Genomic DNA, 25,161 nt, shown 5'->3' with positions numbered 1-25,161 from the left:
TGTCTCTCTCCTATTCATTCGTTAAAAATTGATAAACTTCTTGAATTAGTTCTTCTTTCTCTACATCATGACAGATCATGTGCTTTGATTCTTTAAAATAACAAAGACGTTTGTTAGATGCTGCTATTGCTTTGTACAAATATTCTGCACTTCTTCTCGGAACAAGTCCGTCACATTCCCCTTGAACGATCAAAGTTGGCGCTGAGACTTGTGAAAATTCAGGTTTGATCAACCTTACAAGCTTCTGAAATTCTCTCGTCGCACTGAAAGGTGTATCAAGGAACTTTTTTCGATACCTTTTATATAATTCATGATCTCTTAGTTGACCGTTAAGCCCAGAGACCATCATATTGGCAACATCTTTAATCATCTGTGCGGGGTTAAGATAGTAGGCGCTTGCGTTCAACAGAATCAATTTGTCGCACCCATATTTGGAAGCAAGATAACCCGCGATCATGCCGCCCATTGAGAAGCCGACAATATAGATCTGTTCAACTTTTTCACGTAGCTCCAAATAGGCACTTTCAGCTTCTTGAAGCCATTCTGTATGTGTTCTACCTCTTAATGAGAGCTCAGTTCCGTGACCAGGATATGTGGGCACAGATAACAACCAATCTGTATGTTGCTCAAGATATTCTGTAATTGGCTCGATCTCATAAGGTCCTCCTGTGAACCCATGCAAACAAAGACAACCGATCATGCTACCACCTTTTTTGTCTATAGGTTACCCTTTTATCCTCGTAACAAATCATATCACATTCCACTCTCATAAAGGTTATGCGGCGTTTCTATAGACTAAAAAAAACAACAAGCGGCATTCACCACTTGTTGTTTTTGACGGTTCTTTAGTTCATCGGAATAAAGTATGCTACTGATATCGTTAGAATGAAGAACAACACTGCAAGAATGATCGTTAACTTACTTAGCAATGCGTCGATTCCACGTGCTTTTTGTTTTCCAAAAAGCTGTTCAGCTCCACCTGTAATCGCACCTGATAATCCTGCCGAACGACCTGATTGAAGAACAACGACAACGATTAATGCGACTGATACTAAAATAAGAAGGATTTTTGCTGCTGTTAGCATGTATGTTACACCTCCACCGTTCCACGTTACATTACCCTAAATGTACCATAACTTGAAGGGACGAGGCAAAGCTTTTTTCAGAACCTTCATTAATTTGTTCCTGAATAGTTGATATCAAATTCTTTATGAAAAATATAGAGGCGAACCGCTCTAATGACATTCAGTCTTTTGTTCAACATCCCTACTACTTGCACGGTAGCTCCTGGCTGCACGGCTTCGTCTGGTGCGATGTCTAGCGTCTTATCACCATCGAGCAGCTCTGTTTGAGCGTCCAGTTTTACTTTCATCAATGTTTTTTTATGAGAGATGGTAAATACTTGGCCATTGGTTTCTTTCACTTTTCCAATAAAGCTGATCGGATTCAATTTTTCCAGTTTGTTTTCTGCACCATCCGAAGATTCTTGTTTAAGTGGTTGCATCATAAACATCCCCTCTTCGTAATAATGGGGACATCCCCCATTTTCATTTTACTGTTACTTGTTATGTTTTATGTCTGTTTCTAGTGGTGTGTCTTTTTTTGACGAGTAGTAGTTATCATTGAAAATGGATTTTTTGATCACAACATCTTCATAAGTCTCAGATTTCAAACGAGCTTTTTCACCATTTGTAATCTGTAGGTCATAGGTTCGAATATATAGAATCGTAAATAATAGAATGATAAATGCTCGGATTAATCGAAACCGAAATGATCTTCCTCTTCGATCCCGTCTAGTTTCCTCTACCCTCATTACTTCTTCACCACACCTATTTGAAAGAAACAACTAAGTTAAAAAGGAGTTTTTTCCTTTTGTTTAATTTACTCTCTTTTTGTCTAGTCTAAAATGGATTTATCATGACTCTTTCCTCATACGAAAATGATAAGTTTCAGATAATTAGATTGTGTTTTTTATAATAAAAAAAGCTGTTAGAACGATTGTGTTCTAACAGGCTCTTGGAATTCTTATTTAGTTAATCTGCAGCATGTATCCATAACGAGGAACGGTAACGATCGAATCTCCGTATGGACCAAGCTTCTTTCTGAGACGGTAGACAAGTGCATTGATCTCATCGTTTCCAACGTCAGGGATGTCGTTCGAACCAGCGACCATTCTCTCTGGCCATATTTGAATCTTTATTTCGTCACTGCTGACAGCCTGATTCTTTTTACGATACAAAAAGACAAGTAGGTCTGTATGTTTTCCTGACAGAAATAATGGCTCGCCATCAATCGAGATCTGGCGTCGTTCAGGAATGATGTGCAACCCACTCGTGATCTGTGTTTCTGCAGGTTGTATGGGTGAAGTGAATTCCATCGTAAGGTCCGATTGATCTTCTTGAGTGTTCAGGTAGGTTAAAAGGATAACTCCCTTCGCCAAGCTGATCACATCTCCAGATTGCAGCTGTTTTGGCATATGTGGCTCGAGCAACTGATTATTGAGCGCCGTTCCGTGCTTTGAGTCTAGATCTCGAATAAAAGTTTGCCCGTCTTGCATGTAAATCTCTGCATGCTTTCTAGATACATAAGGGCTAATAAATGACACATCTGTTTCGTTCGTTTGAGAAGAGCGTCCGAAGACGAGTGCTTCTCCTTCAGGTTTCAATGGCATAAGGCTCCCTGTGTCATAAGGATCCCCAGCTTCAATGCGTATGTATAAACTATCATTCATCAAAAATTCCCCCGTACATCAAGCAAGTACTTGTTATATGCATTTTAAATGATTTTCATTAAAAATAGAAGGATTATGAGGTTTTGTGAGAAATTCGTAAGAGCTGGGGTAGATATTTAGTGAGTTAAAAACTTGGAACGCTCTTGAGATTGCAGTGACATTGAGATTCTGAGAAGGTCGTGAAGTTCTCGAATCACTCATAGTCTTGGAATCGCTCATAATACTTTCGAATCGCTCACAAAATTCTAGAATAGCTCTTAGAACTCTCGAATCGCTCATAAAACTCTCGAATCGCTCACAAAATCCTAGAATCGCTCATAAAACTTTTGAATCGCTCACAAAATCCTGGAATCGATCATAAAACTTTTTAATCGCTCACAACCCCATGAAAACATTATATGTAATTAATCCTGATAACTTTTAAGCAAAAAAGACAAGCCTTATTACCTATCTTTCTCTTTTTAGGTATAGGACAACCCTGCTTTTACGAATCTTAAAGGTAACAAGATTGGAGGGATCAAAGATGACTGTTTTTGAAACGATGTCGCTCATGATCAGTTTCTCAATGCTCATTGTTACTATCCTTCATTCTAACAATCGCTCTCGATAAGCAGCAGAGTTAGCTTAACCCGATTAAAATGAAGACAGCCCCCGGATCAGCGCTTTTAGGCGCATGATCCGGGGGCTTGTCTTTTTCACAAAGACAAAATGGCGAATTTGTCTTTGTGTGGGGTCAGACCCCAATTATTTTTTAAGGTTGTAGAATGCGTTCATTCCTGGGTATACAGCAAGGTTGCCTAGCTCGTCTTCGATGCGAAGAAGTTGGTTGTACTTCGCAACACGGTCCGTACGAGAAGGAGCACCTGTTTTGATTTGTCCAGCGTTCGTCGCTACAGCGATGTCAGCGATTGTGCTGTCTTCTGATTCACCTGAACGGTGAGAGATTACTGCAGTGTAACCTGCACGTTTAGCCATTTCGATCGCGTCGAATGTTTCAGTCAACGTACCGATTTGGTTAACTTTGATAAGGATGGAGTTACCGATTCCTTTTTCGATACCTTCAGAAAGCTTAGTCGTGTTTGTTACGAACAAGTCGTCACCAACAAGCTGTACGCGGTCACCGATACGCTCTGTTAATAGCTTGAAGCCATCCCAGTCGTTCTCGTCAAGACCGTCTTCGATTGAAACGATCGGATATTTGCTAGCAAGATCTTCGTAGAAAGCAACCATCTCTTCAGAAGTCTTAACAACACCTTCACCAGAAAGGTGGTATTTTCCGTCTTCTTTGTTGAACAATTCAGAAGCAGCAACGTCCATTGCAAGGCGAACTTCTTCACCTGGCTTGTAACCAGCTTTTTCGATCGCTTCCATGATTGTTTGAAGAGCTTCTTCGTTTGAACCAAGGTTTGGAGCGAATCCACCTTCGTCACCTACAGCAGTGTTCAATCCTTTTTCTTTAAGAACTGCTTTTAAGCTGTGGAAGATTTCAGTACCCATGCGAAGTGCTTCAGGGAAGCTCTCAGCACCCACAGGCATAACCATGAATTCTTGAATGTCAACGTTGTTATCCGCATGCTCTCCACCGTTTAAGATGTTCATCATTGGAACTGGAAGAGTTTTAGAGTTGAATCCTCCAAGGTACATGTAAAGAGGTACGTTTAGGAAATCAGCAGCAGCGTGTGCAACAGCCATAGAAACACCAAGGATAGCGTTAGCGCCTAGTTTGCCTTTGTTTTCAGTACCATCAAGCTCAATCAACGTTTGGTCGATTCCAACTTGGTCAAGAACGTCGAAACCGATAAGTTCTGGAGCGATGTTTTCGTTTACGTTGTTTACAGCGTTCATAACACCTTTTCCAAGGTAACGCTCTTTGTCACCATCACGAAGCTCAACTGCTTCGTATTCACCAGTAGATGCACCAGATGGAACGATCGCGCGTCCGAATGCACCTGATTCCGTGTAAACTTCTACTTCAACTGTTGGGTTACCGCGAGAGTCTAGAACTTCGCGCGCATAAATTTCAATAATAGCTGACATAATTGTCTCTCCTTTTAAAAGAAAATGTAATTTGAGAATAAGTCATTTTCGGCATGATGTACAAGAGTCTCTGTACATATTCCGTAAAACAAACTTATTTAATTAACGATTTACCTGTCATTTCTTTTGGTTGTTCTCCACCTAAAAGTGTTAGAACCGTTGGTGCAAGATCGGCCAAGATTCCGTCTTGACGCAGTTCTAATCCTTCTTGTGTAACAATTACAGGAACAGGATTTGTTGTATGAGCCGTCATCGGATTGCCTTCCATCGTAATCACTTCATCAGCATTACCATGGTCAGCTGTAATGATCGCCGCTCCACCTTTTGCAAGAATCGCATCGACCACTTTTCCTAAACACTCATCCACTGTTTCAACCGCTTTGATCGTAGGCTCAAGCATGCCTGAGTGACCTACCATGTCAGGGTTGGCAAAGTTTAAGATGATCGCATCGTGCTTATCTGCTTCAATCTCACCAACAAGCGCCTCCGTAACTTCATAAGCACTCATCTCAGGCTTTAAGTCATATGTTGCAACTTTAGGCGAGTCGATTAAGATACGCGTTTCACCAGGAAACTCTGCTTCACGTCCTCCACTGAAGAAGAACGTTACGTGTGGATACTTTTCAGTTTCAGCAATACGAAGCTGTTTAAAGTTTTGTTGTGATAAAACTTCACCCAATGTGTTGTCTAGGTTTGTAGGTTTGAACGCTACATCCCCATCAACCGTTTCACTAAAGTGTGTTAAGCATACGAAGTGAAGATTTTTCGGGAAAGCTTCTCCGCGGTCGAACCCACGGAAATCTTCGTTCGTAAACACTTGTGAAATTTGGATCGCACGGTCAGGACGGAAGTTACAGAAGATGACTGCATCTCCATCTTGAATCGTCGCAACAGGTTCTCCGTTTTCTTTTTTCAAAACAGACGGAAGAACGAATTCATCATGAACGCCGTTGCTGTAAGAATCTTCTACCACTTCAAACGGATCTTTGTAATCTGGTCCCTCACCATAAACCATAGCGCGGTATGATTTTTCAACTCGGTCCCAACGCTTGTCACGGTCCATGGAATAGTAGCGGCCAGATAGAGTTGCAATCTCACCAACACCGAGTTCATTGATCTTATCGACTGTTCTTTGAATATAGCCCTTTGCAGATTGTGGTGGTACATCTCGCCCGTCCAAGAATCCGTGCAGATATACCTTTTCCACGTTCTGCTTTTTAGCTAGTTCTAATAGTGAAAGAATGTGTTCGATGTGGCTGTGAATTCCTCCATCAGAAAGCAATCCAAAGATATGAAGTGCTTTACCGGTCTTTTTCACATGGTCCATCGCATCAATAAACGTTTGATTTTCGTAAAAATCTCCTTCTTTGATCGATAGATTCACGCGAGTCAAACTTTGGTAGACAATACGTCCTGCACCAATGTTTAAGTGACCCACTTCTGAATTACCCATCTGACCTTCAGGGAGTCCAACGGCTTCCCCACTAGCTGTTAGTTGAGCGTGCGGATACGTTTCCCAGTAGCGGTCAAAGTTGGGCTTTTTCGCTTGTGCAACAGCATTACCTTTGTCTTCATTACGGCAAGCAAAGCCGTCTAAGATGATTAAAGCTACTGGTTTTTTACTCATCGGCTAACGCCCTCCAGAAGCTGAAGGTAAGATTTTGGCTCAAGGCTAGCTCCGCCAACCAAAGCGCCATCAATGTCAGACATGCCCATTAATTCTTTAATGTTGTCAGGCTTAACACTGCCGCCGTATTGAATACGAACAGCATCTGCAACATCTTGAGAGAATTGATCTGCTACAACACTGCGGATGTAAGCACATACTTCGTTCGCATCTTCAGAAGAAGCTGTTTTGCCTGTTCCAATCGCCCAAACTGGCTCGTATGCGATAACCGTTTGTTTCATCTGCTCATCTGTTAAACCAGATAAACCTTTTTCAGTCTGTTCTTTTACAACGTCCTTCGTTTTATCTGCTTCACGCTGTTCAAGCGTTTCACCCACACAAACGATCGGAGTCAGACCATGTTTGAATGCAGCATGTGTCTTTTGGTTAACAAGCTCATCTGTCTCACCAAAAAGTTCACGACGCTCAGAATGTCCAAGAATAACATATTGAACGTTTAGATCTTTTAGCATAACAGGGCTGATTTCACCTGTGAACGCACCACTCTCTTCAAAGTGCATGTTTTGTGCACCAATCGCAAGCGGTGTACCTTCTGACTCGTCTGCTAAGCTGTCAAGGAACAGAGCAGGAGCACAGATTACAGAGTCAACAGTTTCAGCTGAAGGTACAAGACCTTTCACTTCTTCTACAAAACTGCGTGCTTCTGACAATGTTTTATTCATTTTCCAGTTACCTGCAATAATAGGTTTACGCATTCTTTTCACCTCTTAAAGAGTAAAATTCTTTTTCATGAAGCATTTGCAAGCTGTTGATTTCCGTTCCAGGTACTTCGCTTTCCGCGGGGCAGGCGGTGAGCCACTTGCCACTTTGCGCCACTAAGTGTCTCACCTGCCCACCTGTCCCGCAGGAGTCTCGCACCTTCCACTCCAATCAACTAGTCAAAGAGGTAACACATTACCTCTTCTCGCTTTTTAACGATCGTTTAGTGCTATAACTCCAGGAAGTTCTTTACCTTCCATGAACTCAAGGGAAGCACCGCCGCCTGTTGAGATGTGGCTCATTTTATCAGCAAGACCAAACTTCTCAACCGCTGCAGCAGAATCTCCACCACCGATAACGCTATACGTGTCAGTTGCTTCTGCAAGTGCATTTGCTACTGAACGAGTACCGTTTGCGAATGCATCGATCTCAAATACACCCATCGGTCCGTTCCATATTACAAGCTTCGATTCTTTAATAACCTTTACGTACTTTTCGATCGTTTTTGTTCCAATATCAAGACCTTCCCAGTCAGATGGGATGGAATCAATCGCTACTACTTTCGTGTTAGCGTCGTTCGAGAAGTCGTCGGCTACTAAAACATCCTCAGCAATCAGGAAGTTCACGCCTTTTTCTTTTGCTTTTTCCATGAAACCACGAGCTGTTTCAATCTTATCTTCTTCTAATAGAGATTTCCCTACATCATGGCCAAGTGCCTTAATAAACGTATAACCAAGGCCTCCACCAATAATCAGGTTATCCACCTTGTCTAAAAGATTGTCGATAACGTCAATCTTATCTTTAACTTTTGCACCACCGATGATAGCAGTGAATGGACGATCTGGATTCGAAAGAGCTTTTCCTAGTACTTCAAGTTCTTTTTCCATCAACAAACCGGATACAGCAGGAAGATGCTTTGCGATTCCTTCAGTTGAAGCATGCGCTCTGTGAGCTGCTCCGAAAGCATCGTTTACGTACACATCTGCGAGTGCAGCAAACTTTTGCGCTAATTCAGGATCGTTTTTCTCTTCACCTGGGTAAAAACGAACGTTCTCAAGTAAGATTACGCCGCCTTCTTCTAGGTTAGCGACTGCTTTTTCAACTTCTTCTCCGTAAGCTTCATCCGTTTTTACAACTTCTTTCCCAAGAAGCTCGCTTAAACGTTCTGCTACTGGAGTTAGACGAAGTTCTTCAACAACTTGTCCTTTTGGACGTCCTAAGTGACTTGCTAAAAGAACTTTAGCGCCTTGCTCTGTTAAGTATTTGATGGTAGGAAGAGCAGCGTTGATACGCGTTTCATCCGTAATGTTTCCATCTTTCATAGGTACGTTAAAATCAACACGGCAAAATACCACTTTGCCTTTTAAATCGATGTCACGAACACTTTTTTTGTTCATAAGTACATGCAGCCTCCTGACTAGTAAAAAGATTAAAAGAATCCCCAGGTTTTACATGGGAAAGAGGAGTAGAAGCCTGTTTGAAACGACTTCTCCCCCTCCTTATTGTTCTTCTCTATCTATTAAAGTCCTTTTTTAGCGATATAGTCAATTAAATCTACAACGCGGCTAGAGTATCCAGTTTCGTTATCGTACCAAGATACAACTTTAACCATGTTTCCTTCCATAACCATCGTAGAAAGAGCATCGATTGTAGAAGAGTGAGTGTCGCCATTGTAGTCAGTAGATACAAGCGGCTCTTCAGAGTAGCCAAGGATTCCTTTAAGGTTACCTTCAGCTTCAGCTTTAAGTGCTGCGTTTACTTCGTCAACAGTAACTTCTTTGTCAAGTTCAACAACTAAGTCAACTAGAGATACGTTTGGAGTTGGAACACGCATTGCCATACCGTTAAGCTTACCTTTAAGTTCAGGAAGCACTAGAGAAACTGCTTTAGCAGCACCCGTTGATGTTGGAATGATGTTCTCAGCTGCCGCACGAGCACGACGAAGATCTTTATGTGGAAGATCAAGAATTTGTTGATCGTTTGTGTATGAGTGAACAGTTGTCATCATACCGCGCTTCACGCCGAATTTTTCGTGAAGAACTTTTGCGAAAGGTGCAAGACAGTTAGTCGTACAAGATGCGTTAGAGATTACATCGTGGCTAGCTGCATCGTACTTGTCTTCGTTAACACCAAGAACAACAGTGATATCCTCATCAGAAGCAGGAGCAGAAATGATTACTTTTTTAGCGCCAGCTTCTAAGTGTTTAGCAGCGTCTGCACGCTTTGTGAAACGTCCAGTTGATTCAACAACTACTTCTACACCAAGATCTCCCCAGCCAAGTTGTGCTGGATCGCGCTCAGCTAAAACTTTGATTTCTTTGCCATCTACAATAAGTGCATTTTCCTTAACTTCAACAGAACCAGCGAACTTGCCGTGTACTGTGTCATGCTTTAATAGGAAAGCAAGAGTGTCAGCATCTGTTAAGTCGTTTACAGCTACAACTTCTACCTCAGGGTTGTTGAATGCTGCGCGGAATACATTACGGCCAATACGACCGAAACCATTAATACCAATTTTTGTTGCCATGTAAAATGACCTCCTTGATTTAAGAGAGAATTTATTTTTTATATAAAGGGAAATCCCCTTAATAACGAATGGAATGAACTTACGAGCGTCCTAACAACTGTCGGGCTGCTCCTTCGTCCGTGATTAAAACCTTTTTCGGACCGTGTTTCATGAATGCTGCGATCGCATCGGATTTAGAAGACCCGCCTGCTACCGCCATGATGAAATCACTATTCTGCAGCTCATCTAACTGCAAGCCAATCGTGCGTACGCGATGAACCACTTCACCCTGCTGATCAAAGTAATAGCCGAATGCTTCAGCCACCGCTTTTTCTTCCTCCAGCTTTTGTAGAACGGATGGGTTAGAGTTTCGACGTACTGCCATTGTTTTAGCATCGCCAATCCCGTGAAGCACTATACCAGCGGAGTGTATGAGCTCCATGACTTCTTTAACACCAGGCTCAGCCATCAAAGAAAGATACGTTTCTTTACTCAACTGATCTGGCAGATGAAGCAACCTGTATTCCCCGTTCGCTTTTTGAGCCATCGTGGAACAAATGGTATTCGCTTGGTTCTCAACTTTTTCACCAAGTCCGCCTCGGGCAGGAACGAACAATAACTGTTGTCCCTTTTGTATAGGTGTCATCATCTCTGCTACTGAAGCGAGTGTTGTTCCACCCGTTACAGCAATGATGTTTTTTGCTGACAGCTGACGCTTCAATCGGTCTGCTGCTGCTTTACCCATATCATTTTTTACCCAAACATCTTGATCACTGTCACCCGGTACTACGATGACTTCAGACAGATTTAACATATCCTTAAGTTTCGATTCTAAAACATGCAAACCAGACAATTCTTTCATCATCTCAGATAGCTCTACTAAAATATCATGCCCCTCTGTTGTTAGTGACATGCCAGCAGTCTGGATGTTTAGAAGTCCTTGATCTTTTAAAAACGAAACTTCTGAGCGCAATACGCGTTCTGTCAGGTTCAAGGTTGATGCTAAACTTCTTCTTCCAATAGGTTCATGGATTCTCACAACATTTAATACGTTGTATCGCTTTCGCATCGTTTCTAGAAGATCTGGCAGCAACTTCTTCTGTATCTCTATAAGTTTTTTCATTGCACATTCTCCTGATTCGATGAGATGAACGATTAAGCATTTGAGTGTGTTTAATGATAAACCGGTTGGACTTATTATGTCCCGGTTAGTCATTTTTTGTCCCATTAGCTTAAGAAAATAACTTGGTTTAACCCAAGTCCCAATATTACCTATTGTAGATTACCCTGAAAGTGATCTTTTAAAACATGCCAGCCTTTCACTTTTTGTCATAAAAGTGTCGAATTTCTCTCTGGCAAGCTTATATTATCAAATAGTCTCCCTACATTTCAACAACTTTTACTTATTAAAAATTAGTAAGCGCTTTCTTCACTACACTTTCGGATAAAATTCCATAGTCGACTTCTTTTCCGTCAACTTCGACCACCGGAATCATCAAACCGTATTTTTCAAGAAGGAGGTCATCTTGATAGATGTCGATCGACTCTATGGCAAACAAAATCTCCTGTTGCAGCTTCTGTAATAGTTTATGCGCCTCATTACAAAGTGGACAATGCGTTTTCGTATATAGAATGACTTTTTTTTCACCCATTTTTAGTGCTCCTTCGCTTTTTATTAGGGGGTTTTCGTATTTTCGAATTGTATTTGCAAGCTGTTAATTTCCGCTCCAGGTTGCTCGCTTTCCACGGGGCGAACGGTGAGCCTCCTGCCGCTTTGCGCCATTAGGAGTCTCCACCTGACCGCTCGTCCCGTAGGAGTCGGCAACCTTCCACTCTAATCAACAGTCAACGAAGAATAAAAGAAGTTTATCAACAAGTTATTAGAAAATGCTTTCTATTATCAATTACGATGTATCTCGTTGTAGCAGAATCAGTCGTAAAAAGCATAGCATCTAACAAAAAGGACTTCTCCGTGAGGAAAAGGCCTTTTTTAAGAGGAATATCGTTTCCGTTTTGAAGATGATGGGATGTTTAATTCCTCTCGATATTTGGCAACCGTCCTTCTGGAAATCGTAAGACCGCTGTTTTTTTCTAAAAGAGAGGCGAGAATCTGGTCGGATAAAGGTTTAGATTTATCTTCGTTCTCCACAAGTTTTTTGATCTCCGATTTAGCGGAAGTTGCAGAAACGCTTCCTCCATCTTGTGTAAAGATCTTAGCGGTAAAAAAGGATTTAAGTTCAACCGCGCCTTTTGATGTTTGAAGCACTTTGTTTTTTACAGCTCGACTGACTGTTGATTCGTGTACACCTATTTCATCTGCCACTTCTTTTAAGGTGAGTGGTATCAAATCCGATCGATTGAAAGTTACAAAATATTTCTCTTGTACTCTCACGATCTCTTTCGTTATGTTAAGCAACGTTTCTTTTCTTTGTTCTAGCGCCTTTTTTAACCAATTAAACTTTTGGAACGAATCATCTAAAAACTTTGATGTTGCGTTTCTTCCGTTTAAAAGTGTTCCATAGCTTTCGTTCAGCTTTAATATGGGTGAATACTGCTCATTAACCGCGATGTGAAATTCTCCGTTCTCTTCGGTTACAGAAACATCTGGATATAAATACGCCTGATCGCTAGCCGGAGCATACGCTGCCCCAGGTCGAGGATCAAGGGTTTGAAGTAAATCAGCTGCCTCTTCTACTTCTTGAGGAGTTACATTGAGTTGAGTGGCAAGCCATTTCATCTTACGCTCTGCAAGCTGGTCGAGATACTGATCTACGATTATGTAGCTTAAAGTGTGGTCAAGATGCTGGTCCTGAAGCTGAAGCAACAGACATTCCCTCAGATCTCGCGCTCCAATTCCCACAGGTTCTAACGTTTGAAGAAGCGCGATCAGTTCCTCACATTTTTCAACTGTTGTGTGAAACCTTTTTGCTGTTTCCTCAGCAGAGACGGTAAGATACCCGCTCTCGTCTACACTTAACAACAAGTATTGAAAAAGTTTTTGATCCTGTTCTTGAATCGGCAGAAGGATCGATTGTTTATAAAGATAATCAAAAAGAGTTTCTTTTTCTATGATTAGATGCTCGAGCGGCTGTTGATTCAATGATCTGCCGTTGACCCCATTTTTCCGTACGTTTTTCTTTAATGTTGTGAACATGCCCTTAGGTTCAGCAATTTCAATGAGTGGGTTTTCTAACGCTTGCTCTTGAAGATATGACGTCAGTTCATAACTGGGAACTTGTAAAATGGCGATGGCCTGACGCAATTCAGTTGTCATGACAAGGCTCATGCTCTGTTGTTGAAACAAACCCATTTCCATTCTAATCCCCCCTATTCCTTCATCATACTACAGATGTAAGCGCTGTACATCCTACAAAATTTGGGGTCTGACCCCATACAAATACAAATCCCTCGAATTTGTATTTGTGAGGAAGACAGGGAGCTCCTCTACTTCATCATGGATTTCGTTTCTTTTAAAGCATACAAAAAAATGCCAGCACCGCCCGAAGGCAGTCTGGCATTTTAAACTTTACTATTAAAGTTTTGTTACGTTAGCAGCTTGTGGTCCACGCTCGCCATCAACGATTTCAAAAGATACTTCTTGTCCTTCTTCAAGAGACTTGAAGCCTTCTGATTGAATCGCAGAAAAGTGAACGAATACGTCGTTTCCGCCTTCAACTTCGATGAAGCCGAAACCTTTCTCAGCGTTGAACCATTTTACTTTACCATTTTGCATGGGTGTTTCCTCCTTACAAACGCTATGTAAGCGTTTTAACTCTTTTAACCGACTTACTATGTAAATAAAAAGGCATAAAAAAATGCGCACTCATTTGAATAATTCAAAAGTGGATTTTACGTGTTCCACTTCTTATTCAAAAAGTACGACCGCTTTAAATCCAAAAGATATTCACAACGTAAATGGTTGAATTAACTATAACATGCTAAAATCCAATTGTCAAAACAAGGGATAGAAATTTTATAATACTTTTGTATAGACATTTGATAGGCTATGATAGATAAAGAACATGAACCTTTCATGAATGGTTTTACGAATGAAGGAGGAACAACAAGTGAGTGAAGCATTTTCAGTACCATATTTTAAAGAGAACTTTCAGCAATACATAGAACGCAACAAAGATGTTTTTACGAAAACACATGCGATGAATGCCTACTACCGTTCGATCGTCGGTACATTGATCAACGATAACCTTAACAAAAACAGTGAGATCGTCCGTCGCATACGCAACCTAGAAACTGCTTATATTGAAATTAAAAACGATAAATAGTGCTTATTTTTATGTATTAAGGGTAATGTTTTCTAATGGAGAGGTTTAAAATCCTGCTTCTAGCGGGCATTATGATGATAGCCCATACATAAGGTGTAAGAAGGATATTGAGCATTGCTGGCGAAATGAATTACATACAGCATATTGTTTGACCTTGTTTGACCTTTTTTGTATGATGACAGTACAGTTTAACTTGAAAAAGGAGAAGGAGGATTTCCATGAACTTAATTCCAACAGTAATTGAACAAACGAACCGTGGGGAGCGCGCTTACGATATCTACTCCCGTCTATTAAAGGACCGTATTATCATGCTTGGTAGTGCGATCGACGATAATGTTTCAAACTCAATCGTAGCACAACTTCTATTCTTAGCTGCTGAAGATCCTGATAAAGACATCTCGTTATACATAAACAGCCCAGGTGGTTCCATCACAGCTGGTATGGCGATCTATGACACGATGAACTTCATCAAGCCACACGTTTCCACAATCTGTATCGGTATGGCAGCATCTATGGGTGCTTTCTTGCTAGCTGCAGGGGAAAAAGGAAAGCGTTATGTGCTTCCTAACTCAGAAGTTATGATTCACCAACCTCTTGGCGGAACACGTGGTCAAGCGAGTGACATCGAAATTCACGCTCGTCGTATCATCCAGATGCGTGAACAACTGAACAAGATCCTTTCTGAAAAAACAGGTCAACCGCTTGAAGTCATCGAGCGCGATACAGACCGTGATAACTTCTTACTTGCAGAAGATGCGGTTAAATACGGATTGGTTGATAAACTAATCACATCTGTAGATAGTACAGATCTTAAAAAATAAGAATGTAATTAAAAAAATGGACTGCGGCATAAGCAGTCCATTTTTTTTTTGCGTCTATATGACAGCAACAATTTTCCCTTTTACATGTCGTTCTGAAAGTTTCTCAAGTCCGGCTGGTATTTCTTCTAGAGAGATCTTCTCAGAAATCATAGCCGAAATCTTTCCGTCAACCACCAGCTTTGCTAATTCCTCATTCATCGTTGCTAAATCTTTTAGAGCTTTTATTGAATTTGAAAAATGAGCAGCACCTAACGCGATCTCATGAAAAGAGAGAGCCTGACTGAAAGGTTTTACAGCGGAATAATCTGGGTTTCCTGCGATAAAAGCAATACGTCCGTTAAATGCGATACTTTTTAAAGACTCCGTAGCATTCACGCGGCTAACCGTGTCAAGCACAGCATCGACTCCAACTTCGTCAGTAAGTTCCATAATACGAGCATGAACGTCTTCTGTTTTATAAAAAATCACGTGGTCGGCTCCAAGACTTTTTACATATTCCTCATTCTCAAGCGAACACGTTGTAATGATGGTAGCTCCGACTTGTTTCGCTAACTGGATAGCAAATCCGCCAACACCACCAGCTCCACCATGAATCAAAATCGTTTCACCTTTTTGAAGATTCATCTTTCGGAACAGTGCTTGGTATGCTGTCATTCCTGCACAAGGAAGAGCCGCAGCTTCTTCAAACGAAAGCTCATCAGGAATTCGAGCTAATGAATGAGCCGTAGTCACAGCATACTCAGCAAATCCACCATTTTTCATGAAATTCCCATGAAAGAAAACACGATCTCCCTGCTGGAACTCAGCAGCTCCTTCACCTGTTGCTTCAACAATCCCCGCTGCATCAACACCAAGGATGTGAGGATAATTCCAGGCTGGGTTTCCATTTGTAGCAGTCTTGTAGTCTACAGGATTTAGACCAGCAGCCTTGATACGAATCAATACTTCTCCTGGTCCAGGAGTTGGTTTATCTGTTTCCTGAACCTTCATCTCACGCCACATGTTTTTATCTTCAAGCATCAAAGCTTTCATCTATACTCGCCCCTTTAAGTTGGTCATTTAAAAGAATATAAAGGACAGTATATCCATTTTCAGCTTTTGATAATAGCAATCTGCTCAGAGGATGTCAGCTTTCTGGGCCCTGGGTCGCTCATGTGAGTTGTATGTGTCTTCACCGAATAGACAAAACCGGGGTTTGTATTTGTCTGGGGTCTGTCCCCCCCTCGATTGCTTTTAGCATCGCTTTTGCTTTGTTTACCGTTTCTTCGTATTCTCGCTCAGGAACAGAATCCGCAACGACCCCTGCACCTGCTTGTACAAAGGCTTTTCCATCCTGAAACACAATCGTTCGGATTGCGATGCAGGAATCCATCTGTCCGTTAAATCCTAAGTACCCGATCGCACCTCCGTATACGCCTCTTGATTGTTGTTCGAGTTCAGAAATAATCTGCATGGCTCTGACCTTTGGTGCACCTGAAACGGTTCCCGCTGGCATGCAAGACCTGAGCGCATCGAAGAAGTCTTTATCTTTTTGAAGTTTGCCTTTTACGTGTGAAACCATATGCATAACATGTGAATATCGCTCGATCTCCATATATGAATCTAGTTCTACAGATCCATATTCACTGACTCTTCCTACATCATTTCTCCCGAGATCCACCAGCATGACGTGCTCCGCTCGTTCTTTTTCATCAGCAAGTAAGTCCTGTTCAAAAGCCAAATCCTCTTGAAGCGTCTTTCCTCTTGGACGGGTTCCCGCGATCGGTCTGTTCTCCACACATCCATCATCCACTTTAACAAGAAGCTCTGGAGATGCTCCAACGATATAGGCATCCTTCGATTTGTAATAATACATATACGGCGAAGGGTTCATCGACCGTAAAAGTCGATACACATCGAAGGGATCCGCTTCGGTTTCTTGTTCGAATCGTTGGGATAATACGACCTGAAAAACATCGCCCGTTTTGATATATTCCTTCGCCTTCTTCACCATTGAACAAAACTCTTCTTTCGTATGTGAAGAACGGACTTCATTTTTTCTTATATCGTTTAGTGGAAAATCTGTAGAAACAGCTTTCGTTCTTACTGGCTGTTGAAGCTCTTCATAGGTTCTACGAATTCTATCGCACACCTGTTCATATTTTTCCTGTAAGGTTTTTTTACTGTCATCAGAAGAAACGTGTAGGTTACACACAATCGTTGTTTTTTGTTTGAGATGATCGAATACGATGATCTCGTCTGTGAACAAAAATTCCATTTCGTTTTCTTGTTCAGATGGAGTTTTGGGTCTTGGCACATTTTCGAACGTATGAATCAGGTCATAACCGAAAAAGCCAACAGCTCCTCCAGTGAACGGAGGAAGTGAAGAGTGTTTAGGAGATTTATATCGTGATACATAGTCTTTCACCATATCTAAGGGAGAACCTTGCTTTTGTATACTTTTCATATTATTCATAAACGTGATATCTACTGTCTTTCCTGATGATGACACCACCAAGAATGGCCGTCTGCCAATATACGAATACCTCGCCCAACGCTCTCCACCTTCAACACTTTCAAGCAGAAAAGCATGTTCTTCATGACGAACTCTCTCAAACTGAGAGATGCACGTTTCATGGTCAGATAGGTAGGTAAACCCAATTGGAATCACATTGAAATTTTCTTTTGATAGAGAAATGACTTCCTCTACATTTGGCATAAACATATTCATTCACCTCTTTCAAAAAATAAAAAACCTCTCGCTTTTTACAGCGGAGGCTGATGTTTGCATCATAAATAAACTAAGAAAGAGGTTTAATCGGAGGATTAAAATACTCTCAACTCAGCTCAAACTATGCTCTCTTTTCTCCACTCATCTCAACTCTAACTATTCTCCTGATTAGTGATTAATATATAGGGTTCCCCCTATGTTGTCAACTCTCAATTGCGGAGAGATCTCTGTTTAAAATGAGCGATTTGATGTAGTTTTTATAGCGATATTTAACGATAGAAAGAATGTCGAATCACCCACACCCAGCAAACGCTAAAAAATAAGATAAGGCTGTATATGATCGTAATCATAAAAGCGAGGCCAAGAAACAATCCAGAACTAGTTGGACCTAGCAGCGAAAATCCTGCCAATGCCAAAGGATATAGAAAAATAAAAATTAACATGAGAACCCAAAAGATCAAACGCGCTGTGCTTCTTCGAGGTTTAATCAAGTAGAGTGTCAAAAGGATATTTACAATTGTTAATCCTGCGGCAAACGACCAGTCATGCATGAAACTTGTGTGATGCAAAAGAATCGCCTCCCTTTTTCCTCTAATACAGTATATAGAGAGATCGATGGTGGCCAACCCTGGTAAATTGAAAAAACCGCTATTTTGTCCTTTCCATAAGGACAAAATAGCGGTTTGTAATTGTCTGGGGTCAGACCCCTACTATTCTGCTTTGGAAACAAAAGCTGCTAGGGCTTCGACAGCTTCATTCTCATCAGGGCCATCAACAGCGAGTACAAGCTCACTGCCAGATCCTACAGCTAAGCTCATGATTCCCATGATGCTCTTCGCGTTCACTTTCTTGCCTTCCTTCTCGACAAATACATTAGATGTGTAACGGTTTGCTTCTTGGACGAACAATGCTGCTGGGCGTGCTTGCAGTCCGCTCTTCAACTGCACGGTTACTTTCTTTTCAACCATTCTACCTTACCTCCTCTAACCTTATCTCTCTATGAAACATCAATGGATGGGTTGACCGTTTCTAATTTTCGTTGCGATCTCGTCAATCTTGCGTAATCGGTGGTTAACACCTGATTTACTTACAGGGCCGGAAGATACCATCTCACCTAGCTCTTTCAAAGTAATTTCTTGATGGGTGACTCTTAGTTGCGCGATCTCACGCAGCTTATCTGGGAGTGTTTCAAGTCCTACCTGTTCGTCGATAAATTTGATGTTCTCGACTTGTCTCATGGCAGCACCTACGGTTTTGTTCAGGTTCGCTGTCTCACAGTTCACCAGTCGGTTTACTGAGTTACGCATATCTTTTAAGATCCTGATGTCCTCAAAGAACAATACAGCATGATGAGCACCGATTAGAGTAAGAAACTCTGAAATCTTTTCGCCATCTTTTAAATAGATAATATAACCTTTTTTTCGTTCTAGAACTTTTGCTTTAAGTTCAAACGTATTCATCAGTTCAGCTAATGCAACCGTATGCTCTTCATACATCGAGAAAATTTCTAGATGATAGCTTGTCTCTGGGTGGTTTACTGAACCCCCTGCTAAGAAAGCCCCTCTCATGTATGCACGGCGGCAGCAGCTTTTCTTATTAAATTCCTCTGCAATGTTGCGGGTAAACGTAAAAGCTCCGTCAATAATCTTCAAATCTTCCAACAATGCTCTTGATTCTTCTGAAACACGTACAATGTAGACATTATTCTTTTTCAAGCGCATCTTTTTTCGTACTAATAGCTCTACGTGATAAGGATATACACGTTTGATCAACGTATAGATTCTTCTTGCAATAGCAGCATTTTCAGTTGGGATATCGAGAATCAATTTTCTGTTGCTGAAAGAGATGGAACCATTCATTCGAATCAAGGCAGCTAACTCTGCTTTTTTACAGCAATCTTTCAGTTCGAGCTGCGTTAATTCTTTTTTTGTATCTGCAGCAAAAGACACCTGCATCACCACCTCTCTTCCATCCATTTCAATCTCTATTCTATTTTTCTATAAGTCCTAACAATAAATCAGAAACACGCTGTGCATCATGTCTGACAAGCGTTCCGTATTGAATAATGTTGTCGCACAACAAACCGATGCCGAACGACTTTAACCGTTCCTCATCATACTGAACTTGTGATGCGCCTTCTTCCAAGTATAGATCCAAATATTCTGGTGGAATCTTTTCGTTGTTCGCAATCACAACATCAATAAAATTGTGCCCCACATGATCGATCAATGCCTGAATATGATCACCAGCCGTGTAGCCTGTAGTCTCACCTGGCTGCGTCATCACATTACATACATAAACTCTAGGAGCCGTTGCCTCGCGGATGCTATTAGAGATTCCGTTCACTAGAAGATTCGGCAGGATACTCGTATATAAACTGCCTGGTCCGATCACGATCAGATCTGCTTCTTGAATCGCTTTCACGCTTTCACGAAGTGGCTCGATCTTTTCATCAGATAAAAAGACGCGTTTGATTTTCTTATTCGACAGCGGGATCTTAGATTCCCCCTGAACAATCGTACCATCTTCTAATTCGGCACATAAAATTATACTGTTTTTCGCTGCAGGCAGTACCTGTCCTCTTACGTTTAAAACGCGGCTAAGTTCCCGAATACCTGTTAAAAAATCTCCGGTAATATCATGCATGGCCGCAAGAAGCAGGTTTCCAAGCGAATGACCCGTAATTCCGTCGCCCACTTTAAACCTATGTTGAAACATTTTTTCCACAAGCGGTTCCACTTCAGAAAGCGCGGCGATCACGTTTCGCACATCACCAGGAGGAGGCATATCATAATCCCTCCTCAACCTTCCAGAGCTGCCGCCGTCATCTGCAACCGTAACGATAGCAGTGATATCAACTGGATAGCGCTTCAAACCGCGAAGAAGAACAGAGAGTCCTGTTCCTCCGCCAAGCACTACCACTTTCGGCTGCTTATTCATTTAAACTTTATCCTTTCCCATATCTCTGTGAGAGCTGAATGTCACATATTCTTTGGAAAGTGCATTTCCGATGTATTCAGCTAGAGCTACAGAACGATGTTTTCCGCCTGTACATCCAATCCCGATGATCAGCTGACTCTTGCCTTCTCTTTTATATTGAGGAATCATGAACTGAAGCAGATCGAGCAGCTTTTCTAAAAACATGTTCGTTTCTGGCCATTTTAATACATACTCAGAAATATCTGCCTCAAGCCCTGTTCGCGGTCTCATATGTTCGATGTAATGCGGATTCGGCAGGAAGCGAACGTCGAACACTAAGTCAGCGTCGATCGGCATTCCATACTTAAATCCAAACGACATCACGTTGATCGTGAACGGATGAGCGGCATTTGCGGAAAAGCGCTGAATGATACGTTCACGTAACTGAAGAGGCTTTAAGTCAGATGTATCTAATACTTGCTGCGCTCTACCTTTTAATTCTTCGAGCATCTCCCGCTCTTGTGTGATGCCTTGAAGGGGATTCCCGCTCTTCGCTAAAGGATGAGAACGTCGCGTTTCTTTGTATCTGCGTACAAGAGTTGCATCTTTACAATCTAAATATAAAATCTGCGGCTGAACGTCGGATGAGATGGCAAGTTGATCTAGCGTTGAGAACAACTGATCGAAAAACTCTCTCCCACGAAGGTCCATCACAAGTGCCACCTTGTTGAGTTTGCCGGCAGATTCTTGCATTAATTCTACAAATTTAGGGAGTAGTGCAGGTGGTAGATTATCAACACAGAAAAAGCCTAGATCTTCAAAGCTCTGCATGGCTACCGTCTTCCCGGCCCCTGACATTCCTGTAATAATCACCATTTGTACATCATGTCTTTCCATGCCATTTCCCCCCAGTTAGCTATGTTCCATTTTTATGCGACCCGTCTAAACTTATGCAGGGTCTAAACGGTATGAAAGCAGTTCGAAATCAGGTGTATATGTGAATGTGCCAAAAATCATGTTGCTGCCACTTGTCATATAGTCAAGAATGTGGTGATCTCCTGGCGCCATCGGAAGCTCACGTACTTCTTCAACCGGCTTCCATGACAGAATCCCTTCTTCACATTCATCTAGTGCAACACCTTCAGAGTCTGTTGCAAAAAAGGTAAACATCATCCACTCAGAAACGATTTTGTCGCCTTCTTTGATGATAAAATTAAACACACCTTTAAGCTGCGGATTCTTCAGATAGATTCCCGTTTCTTCACGGTACTCTCGAATAACAGAATCACGGATAGACTCGGTAGACTCCATCTTTCCGCCCGGTGCTACCCACCAGCCCCGTCTAGGCTTTTGAAGTAAAAGCACTTGATTATCTCTTATTAACACACAGTTTGTTACTCTTTGCACTTGTTTTCACCTCAGGGCTATGTCCTACTTGTTAGTATACTAAATTATGTAACCCCTCACAATACAGATGCCTCAAGGGTTTGACGTATTTTAGCATTCTAATTTATGGTATTTTGCTTTTCTTATTATGTGAAAAAAGAATCTATTAAATTAAAGCAATTATTTCATTACGGGCTAAGACCTTTGCGACATTTAACTGAGGAGCTTCTGAGCAAAGTACTCCGTTCACTTTGATCGCTTGTTTAAATCGAAATCCTTAAACTAAAAGCTAGCTTTCAGGCATTTCTTCTTCTTTGGCAAAGTTGATTGGAGCGCAAGGTGTGAGACTCCTGCGGGACAGGCGGGCAGGTGAGACACTTAAGAGTGAAACGAACAAATGTGGCTCACCGCCTGCCCCGCGGACAGCGTAACACCTGGAGCGGAAATCAACCACTTCTTCGCATAAATTAACCCATAAAAAAAGGACACGAAGCATAGCTCCGTGTCAAAGTCTTGCCTTTATAAAAAGGGGGTCAATTTCTTATTTTTAATATACCCCACAATTATTTCATCACTGTTACAATCACATTAATTGGAAGTTACGTTTTTTAACTTCTCCGTTAAAGTTTCCACGTAGTGTTGAGCCGCTTGTGCAGCGATACTTCCATCACCTGTAGCTGTAACGATTTGACGAAGTGTTTTTTCACGAATATCTCCTGCTGCAAAGATACCAGGAATTCTAGTTTCCATCTGTTCGTTCGTTTCTACATACCCGTTTTCATTCGTGATGCCAAGATTTTTAAACGCAGCGTTAAGTGGCAGCATTCCGATATAGATGAACACACCATCTGCTGAGAAATCTTGTTCTTCACCTGTTTCAGAATGAACTAACGTCACTTTGTTCACTTTGTTGTTTTCACCGTGAATCTCTTTAACTGAATGATTCCAGATAAAATCGATCTTATCGTTATCAAACGCACGTTGTTGAAGGATCTTTTGTGCACGAAGTTTGTCACGTCTATGAACGATCGTTACTTTAGAAGCGAAACGAGTCAGGTAAACACCCTCTTCAACAGCAGAGTCACCGCCGCCGACAACGACTAATTCGCGGTTCTTAAAGAATGCACCATCACATACCGCACAATAAGAAACGCCGCGTCCAGAGAATTCTTTTTCACCTGGAATGCCTAGTTTCTTATATTCAGCACCTGTTGAGATGATGATTGAACGCGCTTTGTACGTTTTGCTTCCTGCATGAATCGTCTTGTACTCTTCGCCATCGACGATTTCTTTTACATCTCCATAAGCATATTCAGCACCGAATTTTTTTGCGTGCTCAAACATTTTGTTAGAAAGTTCTGGTCCAAGAATGTGATCAAAACCAGGATAGTTTTCTACATCTTCCGTATTAGCCATCTGTCCGCCCGGGATACCTCTTTCGATCATGATCGTATCCAAGTTCGCGCGTGATGTATAAACCGCTGCAGTCATACCAGCTGGTCCTGCACCAAGAATAGCTACATCATAAATTCTTTCTTCAGTCATTCATGCCCACTCCTTATATAAGGAAATTCTTATTTACTATATCTCTATCCTATTCGCACATAGGAGTAAAGTCCATCATTCTGCTCAAACGTTGCGGTTCACCCAACTAATTAGTTTTTTTATGCGCAAAGACAATACAGAAACGGTGATCTCGTATTGCTCAGCAACTCCTTTTTGAGTAGAACGCCCTTTTTGCTTACGAGCTAAGTGATCGATTGCCGCAGCAATGGCTTTTTGGTTATCAAAGATTCGCTCGCCAGTCGTTTCTGCAAACTTAATAGCTTCTGCCCAGTAAAATAAAACATGTTCATCAAGCGTAGAACCCATCTCTTTTACAGAAAGAAGAACATCCATTGCCATACTGATAATCTCAGATGCTGTAGTCACTTCTACAGAAGTATCATCATGAACAAGTTTCACAGCTCGTTCTGGCTGATGTTCGAGCATGATCGTTGCCGCGATCTCTTTTACAAGTAACGACTCTTCTTTTCTAAGACAAAAATCACGAAGCGTCTCATAAGCCTCTTCATTTTTATTCCCTCTAAGAAGAAATAAATGCGTAATTTTGTTTTTTTCCAGTCCTTTACGAACTTGCTGAATATGTTCCATCGCCTTCACTTGGCGATCTTTTTTCGGTTTGTTCTGATTGTTAGTCGGAATGCGGTATTGATAGTCCCCGCCTGTTATTGTCAGTTCATCATTCTGCGCCTTTTCCATATAAAAAGGAGCAACATGACCTTCAGGATCAAGATCGATTACCTTTTTCCAAGTTTTAAGAGAAAGGTCCTTTTGTCCGAGTGCATAGTACGACACCGCTAACATATGTGTGGTCACAGGATCGTATACAAATGACGATTTTCGAAGAGACTGTAGCCATTTATTCGCATACAAATGCTCTTCTAATAAACCAAACGTATTTCCTAGTTTATAACGATGTTCAGGATGCATTGGATGCACCGTTTTTAAGCGTTCCAAAAGCTTACCACCAGGTTCATCCATCCCTAAATGGAACAGAAAAATAGCAAGGTTGCAAAGTGCGTTTAAATTACCTGGATTCTTATCTAGCACATCTTGAAGAACATCCATCGCTTCATCAAACTCGCTCTTATAAAAATGAGTGAGTGCTAAGTTATTATACGCCGCCCAAAACTTAGGATGATTCGAAATGATCTCTCTTAACTGTTGTTGCGCAAGTGGTAGATCTCCTCGTTCGATCGACTGCCTCGCTTCATCATGAAGCTTAATCAGCTCTTCTTCGGTTGAAAGGGGCAAGCTAGAAGTCTTGCTTCCTGTTTCGAGTGAGATAAGATCTAACAGTTCTTGTGTATCTTCCACAAATTCACCGTTAGGATCAATCGCCATATATAAACGAGCATGTTCTTCGGCATCACCATACATGCCTAAGTGCGCAAAATTATTCGCAAGAAAGAAATGACATTCTGAAAGATCAGAGCCAGACTGTTCTAAAGCGTTCAGCAAGTACTTATTAGATTCTTCATATTCCCCGATCTCAGCGAGCGTAGAAGCAAGCTGACATAAAAAAGAGGGCTCTTCCGGCTGGAAAGTAACGGCCCGTTCAAACATTTTTTTTGCTGTATATAGATCACGCCTGTTATAGGCTTTTATTCCTTTTTCAAAAAAGTAATCCCCATCCTGGATAAAGGGAAGAACACGGCCGCTAGCTGCACTGGCCCGTTTTTGTTTATGCATATTTGGTTCCTCCATCTACTTATGTAAACTTATATACTTCTATATCGTTCCGTTTACAAAGTTTTCAACCAAAAAATTATAACACAGGCAATAGTGACTAACACCCCTTAGACTGTAAATAATGTGC

At 41.4% G+C, this 25,161-nt stretch carries 27 protein-coding genes; 3 read left to right on the top strand and 24 right to left on the bottom strand.

Annotated features, from left to right (window positions below):
- Nucleotides 1-10: 10 nt before the first annotated feature.
- The 5 genes from ACFS5O_RS07755 to ACFS5O_RS07735 all read right to left on the bottom strand — a co-directional run bounded on the left by ACFS5O_RS07755 (nucleotide 11) and on the right by ACFS5O_RS07735 (nucleotide 2,731).
- The gene (locus tag ACFS5O_RS07755; RefSeq protein ID WP_205725383.1) at nucleotides 11-700 is read right to left on the bottom strand and encodes an alpha/beta hydrolase; all 690 of its coding nucleotides are present in this window, start codon (nucleotides 698-700) and stop codon (nucleotides 11-13) included.
- A 145-nt stretch (nucleotides 701-845) separates the two neighbouring features.
- The gene (gene secG, locus ACFS5O_RS07750; protein ID WP_066397553.1) at nucleotides 846-1,085 is read right to left on the bottom strand and encodes a preprotein translocase subunit SecG; all 240 of its coding nucleotides are present in this window, start codon (nucleotides 1,083-1,085) and stop codon (nucleotides 846-848) included.
- An 89-nt stretch (nucleotides 1,086-1,174) separates the two neighbouring features.
- Nucleotides 1,175-1,507, bottom strand: a complete 333-nt coding sequence (locus tag ACFS5O_RS07745) for a hypothetical protein (RefSeq protein ID WP_205725382.1) — start codon at nucleotides 1,505-1,507, stop codon at nucleotides 1,175-1,177.
- Nucleotides 1,508-1,558: 51 nt separating this feature from the next.
- Complete coding sequence (locus tag ACFS5O_RS07740; RefSeq protein ID WP_205725381.1) at nucleotides 1,559-1,813, bottom strand: hypothetical protein; 255 nt, start codon at nucleotides 1,811-1,813, stop codon at nucleotides 1,559-1,561.
- Between the two features lie 216 nt (nucleotides 1,814-2,029).
- The gene (locus tag ACFS5O_RS07735; protein ID WP_205725380.1) at nucleotides 2,030-2,731 is read right to left on the bottom strand and encodes an FHA domain-containing protein; all 702 of its coding nucleotides are present in this window, start codon (nucleotides 2,729-2,731) and stop codon (nucleotides 2,030-2,032) included.
- A gap of 523 nt (nucleotides 2,732-3,254) precedes the next feature.
- Here ACFS5O_RS07735 and ACFS5O_RS07730 point away from each other — a divergent pair.
- Complete coding sequence (locus tag ACFS5O_RS07730) at nucleotides 3,255-3,341, top strand: putative holin-like toxin (RefSeq protein WP_225218726.1); 87 nt, start codon at nucleotides 3,255-3,257, stop codon at nucleotides 3,339-3,341.
- A gap of 134 nt (nucleotides 3,342-3,475) precedes the next feature.
- On the opposite strand, the gene eno is transcribed toward ACFS5O_RS07730, so the two are convergent.
- The 9 genes from eno to cspD all read right to left on the bottom strand — a co-directional run bounded on the left by eno (nucleotide 3,476) and on the right by cspD (nucleotide 13,393).
- Nucleotides 3,476-4,768 (bottom strand): phosphopyruvate hydratase, encoded by a 1,293-nt coding sequence (eno, locus tag ACFS5O_RS07725; RefSeq protein ID WP_066245699.1) that lies wholly within the window; start codon nucleotides 4,766-4,768, stop codon nucleotides 3,476-3,478.
- A gap of 94 nt (nucleotides 4,769-4,862) precedes the next feature.
- Entirely contained in the window at nucleotides 4,863-6,395 is a 1,533-nt protein-coding gene (gene gpmI, locus ACFS5O_RS07720) for a 2,3-bisphosphoglycerate-independent phosphoglycerate mutase (protein WP_205725379.1), read from the bottom strand.
- On the bottom strand, nucleotides 6,392-7,150 hold the full coding sequence (tpiA, locus tag ACFS5O_RS07715) for a triose-phosphate isomerase (protein ID WP_205725378.1): 759 nt from the start codon (nucleotides 7,148-7,150) through the stop codon (nucleotides 6,392-6,394). The genes gpmI and tpiA overlap by 4 nt, the downstream gene beginning before the upstream one ends.
- A 216-nt stretch (nucleotides 7,151-7,366) precedes the next feature.
- Nucleotides 7,367-8,551: a phosphoglycerate kinase gene (locus ACFS5O_RS07710; protein WP_205725377.1), complete on the bottom strand. Its 1,185-nt coding sequence runs from the start codon at nucleotides 8,549-8,551 to the stop codon at nucleotides 7,367-7,369.
- A gap of 122 nt (nucleotides 8,552-8,673) precedes the next feature.
- The gene (gene gap / locus ACFS5O_RS07705; RefSeq protein ID WP_066397583.1) at nucleotides 8,674-9,681 is read right to left on the bottom strand and encodes a type I glyceraldehyde-3-phosphate dehydrogenase; all 1,008 of its coding nucleotides are present in this window, start codon (nucleotides 9,679-9,681) and stop codon (nucleotides 8,674-8,676) included.
- Nucleotides 9,682-9,760: 79 nt separating this feature from the next.
- Nucleotides 9,761-10,783: a sugar-binding transcriptional regulator gene (locus ACFS5O_RS07700; RefSeq protein ID WP_205725376.1), complete on the bottom strand. Its 1,023-nt coding sequence runs from the start codon at nucleotides 10,781-10,783 to the stop codon at nucleotides 9,761-9,763.
- 283 nt (nucleotides 10,784-11,066) lie between these two features.
- On the bottom strand, nucleotides 11,067-11,312 hold the full coding sequence (locus ACFS5O_RS07695; RefSeq protein ID WP_205725375.1) for a glutaredoxin family protein: 246 nt from the start codon (nucleotides 11,310-11,312) through the stop codon (nucleotides 11,067-11,069).
- Between the two features lie 338 nt (nucleotides 11,313-11,650).
- A complete protein-coding gene (gene rpoN, locus ACFS5O_RS07690) occupies nucleotides 11,651-12,976 on the bottom strand; it encodes an RNA polymerase factor sigma-54 (RefSeq protein WP_205725374.1) in 1,326 nt (441 codons plus the stop codon).
- A 216-nt stretch (nucleotides 12,977-13,192) separates the two neighbouring features.
- Nucleotides 13,193-13,393 carry a cold-shock protein CspD gene (gene cspD, locus ACFS5O_RS07685; protein WP_066245685.1) on the bottom strand — a complete coding sequence of 67 codons (201 nt, stop codon included), beginning with the start codon at nucleotides 13,391-13,393 and terminating at the stop codon, nucleotides 13,193-13,195.
- A 334-nt stretch (nucleotides 13,394-13,727) separates the two neighbouring features.
- On the opposite strand from cspD, the gene yvfG reads away from it, so the two are divergent.
- The gene (yvfG, locus tag ACFS5O_RS07680; RefSeq protein WP_205725373.1) at nucleotides 13,728-13,943 is read left to right on the top strand and encodes a protein YvfG; all 216 of its coding nucleotides are present in this window, start codon (nucleotides 13,728-13,730) and stop codon (nucleotides 13,941-13,943) included.
- A 218-nt stretch (nucleotides 13,944-14,161) separates the two neighbouring features.
- Nucleotides 14,162-14,764 (top strand): ATP-dependent Clp endopeptidase proteolytic subunit ClpP, encoded by a 603-nt coding sequence (clpP, locus tag ACFS5O_RS07675; RefSeq protein WP_066397597.1) that lies wholly within the window; start codon nucleotides 14,162-14,164, stop codon nucleotides 14,762-14,764.
- A 54-nt stretch (nucleotides 14,765-14,818) separates the two neighbouring features.
- Here the strand turns inward: clpP and ACFS5O_RS07670 are convergent, their stop codons facing one another.
- The 10 genes from ACFS5O_RS07670 to ACFS5O_RS07625 form a co-directional block, all read right to left on the bottom strand.
- The gene (locus tag ACFS5O_RS07670) at nucleotides 14,819-15,796 is read right to left on the bottom strand and encodes a zinc-binding dehydrogenase (protein WP_205725372.1); all 978 of its coding nucleotides are present in this window, start codon (nucleotides 15,794-15,796) and stop codon (nucleotides 14,819-14,821) included.
- 139 nt (nucleotides 15,797-15,935) lie between these two features.
- Nucleotides 15,936-17,468, bottom strand: coding sequence for an anthranilate synthase component I (trpE, locus tag ACFS5O_RS07665; protein WP_318300138.1), 1,533 nt, complete (start codon nucleotides 17,466-17,468; stop codon nucleotides 15,936-15,938).
- Nucleotides 17,469-17,743: 275 nt separating this feature from the next.
- On the bottom strand, nucleotides 17,744-18,043 hold the full coding sequence (locus tag ACFS5O_RS07660) for a hypothetical protein (RefSeq protein ID WP_205725371.1): 300 nt from the start codon (nucleotides 18,041-18,043) through the stop codon (nucleotides 17,744-17,746).
- A 141-nt stretch (nucleotides 18,044-18,184) separates the two neighbouring features.
- Complete coding sequence (locus ACFS5O_RS07655; protein WP_205725370.1) at nucleotides 18,185-18,442, bottom strand: HPr family phosphocarrier protein; 258 nt, start codon at nucleotides 18,440-18,442, stop codon at nucleotides 18,185-18,187.
- Nucleotides 18,443-18,481: 39 nt separating this feature from the next.
- Nucleotides 18,482-19,423: a DNA-binding protein WhiA gene (gene whiA, locus ACFS5O_RS07650; RefSeq protein WP_066397610.1), complete on the bottom strand. Its 942-nt coding sequence runs from the start codon at nucleotides 19,421-19,423 to the stop codon at nucleotides 18,482-18,484.
- A gap of 40 nt (nucleotides 19,424-19,463) precedes the next feature.
- Nucleotides 19,464-20,414: a gluconeogenesis factor YvcK family protein gene (locus tag ACFS5O_RS07645; protein ID WP_066397612.1), complete on the bottom strand. Its 951-nt coding sequence runs from the start codon at nucleotides 20,412-20,414 to the stop codon at nucleotides 19,464-19,466.
- The gene (gene rapZ / locus ACFS5O_RS07640; RefSeq protein ID WP_144698094.1) at nucleotides 20,415-21,290 is read right to left on the bottom strand and encodes an RNase adapter RapZ; all 876 of its coding nucleotides are present in this window, start codon (nucleotides 21,288-21,290) and stop codon (nucleotides 20,415-20,417) included.
- A gap of 51 nt (nucleotides 21,291-21,341) precedes the next feature.
- Nucleotides 21,342-21,800, bottom strand: a complete 459-nt coding sequence (locus tag ACFS5O_RS07635) for an NUDIX hydrolase (protein WP_066397616.1) — start codon at nucleotides 21,798-21,800, stop codon at nucleotides 21,342-21,344.
- 567 nt (nucleotides 21,801-22,367) lie between these two features.
- Complete coding sequence (gene trxB / locus ACFS5O_RS07630) at nucleotides 22,368-23,324, bottom strand: thioredoxin-disulfide reductase (protein WP_205725369.1); 957 nt, start codon at nucleotides 23,322-23,324, stop codon at nucleotides 22,368-22,370.
- Between the two features lie 84 nt (nucleotides 23,325-23,408).
- Nucleotides 23,409-25,034: a tetratricopeptide repeat protein gene (locus ACFS5O_RS07625; RefSeq protein WP_205725368.1), complete on the bottom strand. Its 1,626-nt coding sequence runs from the start codon at nucleotides 25,032-25,034 to the stop codon at nucleotides 23,409-23,411.
- Between the last annotated feature and the right edge of the window lie 127 nt (nucleotides 25,035-25,161).

This window comes from Fictibacillus nanhaiensis (genome assembly GCF_042686385.1).
Lineage (GTDB): Bacteria > Bacillota > Bacilli > Bacillales > Fictibacillaceae > Fictibacillus > Fictibacillus nanhaiensis.
The sequence above is the reverse complement of the archived record's forward strand: the minus strand, read 5'-3'. Positions and strand labels throughout refer to the sequence as shown.

Bases quoted from the DNA above. Each gene is read 5' to 3' on its own strand.
- ACFS5O_RS07755 (WP_205725383.1), bottom strand. From the start codon at position 700: ATGATCGGTTGTCTTTGTTTGCATGGGTTCACAGGAGGACCTTATGAG.
- secG (WP_066397553.1), bottom strand. From the start codon at position 1,085: ATGCTAACAGCAGCAAAAATCCTTCTTATTTTAGTATCAGTCGCATTA.
- ACFS5O_RS07745 (WP_205725382.1), bottom strand. From the start codon at position 1,507: ATGATGCAACCACTTAAACAAGAATCTTCGGATGGTGCAGAAAACAAA.
- ACFS5O_RS07740 (WP_205725381.1), bottom strand. From the start codon at position 1,813: ATGAGGGTAGAGGAAACTAGACGGGATCGAAGAGGAAGATCATTTCGG.
- ACFS5O_RS07735 (WP_205725380.1), bottom strand. From the start codon at position 2,731: ATGAATGATAGTTTATACATACGCATTGAAGCTGGGGATCCTTATGAC.
- ACFS5O_RS07730 (WP_225218726.1), top strand. From the start codon at position 3,255: ATGACTGTTTTTGAAACGATGTCGCTCATGATCAGTTTCTCAATGCTC.
- eno (WP_066245699.1), bottom strand. From the start codon at position 4,768: ATGTCAGCTATTATTGAAATTTATGCGCGCGAAGTTCTAGACTCTCGC.
- gpmI (WP_205725379.1), bottom strand. From the start codon at position 6,395: ATGAGTAAAAAACCAGTAGCTTTAATCATCTTAGACGGCTTTGCTTGC.
- tpiA (WP_205725378.1), bottom strand. From the start codon at position 7,150: ATGCGTAAACCTATTATTGCAGGTAACTGGAAAATGAATAAAACATTG.
- ACFS5O_RS07710 (WP_205725377.1), bottom strand. From the start codon at position 8,551: ATGAACAAAAAAAGTGTTCGTGACATCGATTTAAAAGGCAAAGTGGTA.
- gap (WP_066397583.1), bottom strand. From the start codon at position 9,681: ATGGCAACAAAAATTGGTATTAATGGTTTCGGTCGTATTGGCCGTAAT.
- ACFS5O_RS07700 (WP_205725376.1), bottom strand. From the start codon at position 10,783: ATGAAAAAACTTATAGAGATACAGAAGAAGTTGCTGCCAGATCTTCTA.
- ACFS5O_RS07695 (WP_205725375.1), bottom strand. From the start codon at position 11,312: ATGGGTGAAAAAAAAGTCATTCTATATACGAAAACGCATTGTCCACTT.
- rpoN (WP_205725374.1), bottom strand. From the start codon at position 12,976: ATGGAAATGGGTTTGTTTCAACAACAGAGCATGAGCCTTGTCATGACA.
- cspD (WP_066245685.1), bottom strand. From the start codon at position 13,393: ATGCAAAATGGTAAAGTAAAATGGTTCAACGCTGAGAAAGGTTTCGGC.
- clpP (WP_066397597.1), top strand. From the start codon at position 14,162: ATGAACTTAATTCCAACAGTAATTGAACAAACGAACCGTGGGGAGCGC.
- ACFS5O_RS07670 (WP_205725372.1), bottom strand. From the start codon at position 15,796: ATGAAAGCTTTGATGCTTGAAGATAAAAACATGTGGCGTGAGATGAAG.
- trpE (WP_318300138.1), bottom strand. From the start codon at position 17,468: ATGTTTATGCCAAATGTAGAGGAAGTCATTTCTCTATCAAAAGAAAAT.
- ACFS5O_RS07655 (WP_205725370.1), bottom strand. From the start codon at position 18,442: ATGGTTGAAAAGAAAGTAACCGTGCAGTTGAAGAGCGGACTGCAAGCA.
- ACFS5O_RS07645 (WP_066397612.1), bottom strand. From the start codon at position 20,414: ATGAATAAGCAGCCGAAAGTGGTAGTGCTTGGCGGAGGAACAGGACTC.
- rapZ (WP_144698094.1), bottom strand. From the start codon at position 21,290: ATGGAAAGACATGATGTACAAATGGTGATTATTACAGGAATGTCAGGG.
- trxB (WP_205725369.1), bottom strand. From the start codon at position 23,324: ATGACTGAAGAAAGAATTTATGATGTAGCTATTCTTGGTGCAGGACCA.
- ACFS5O_RS07625 (WP_205725368.1), bottom strand. From the start codon at position 25,034: ATGCATAAACAAAAACGGGCCAGTGCAGCTAGCGGCCGTGTTCTTCCC.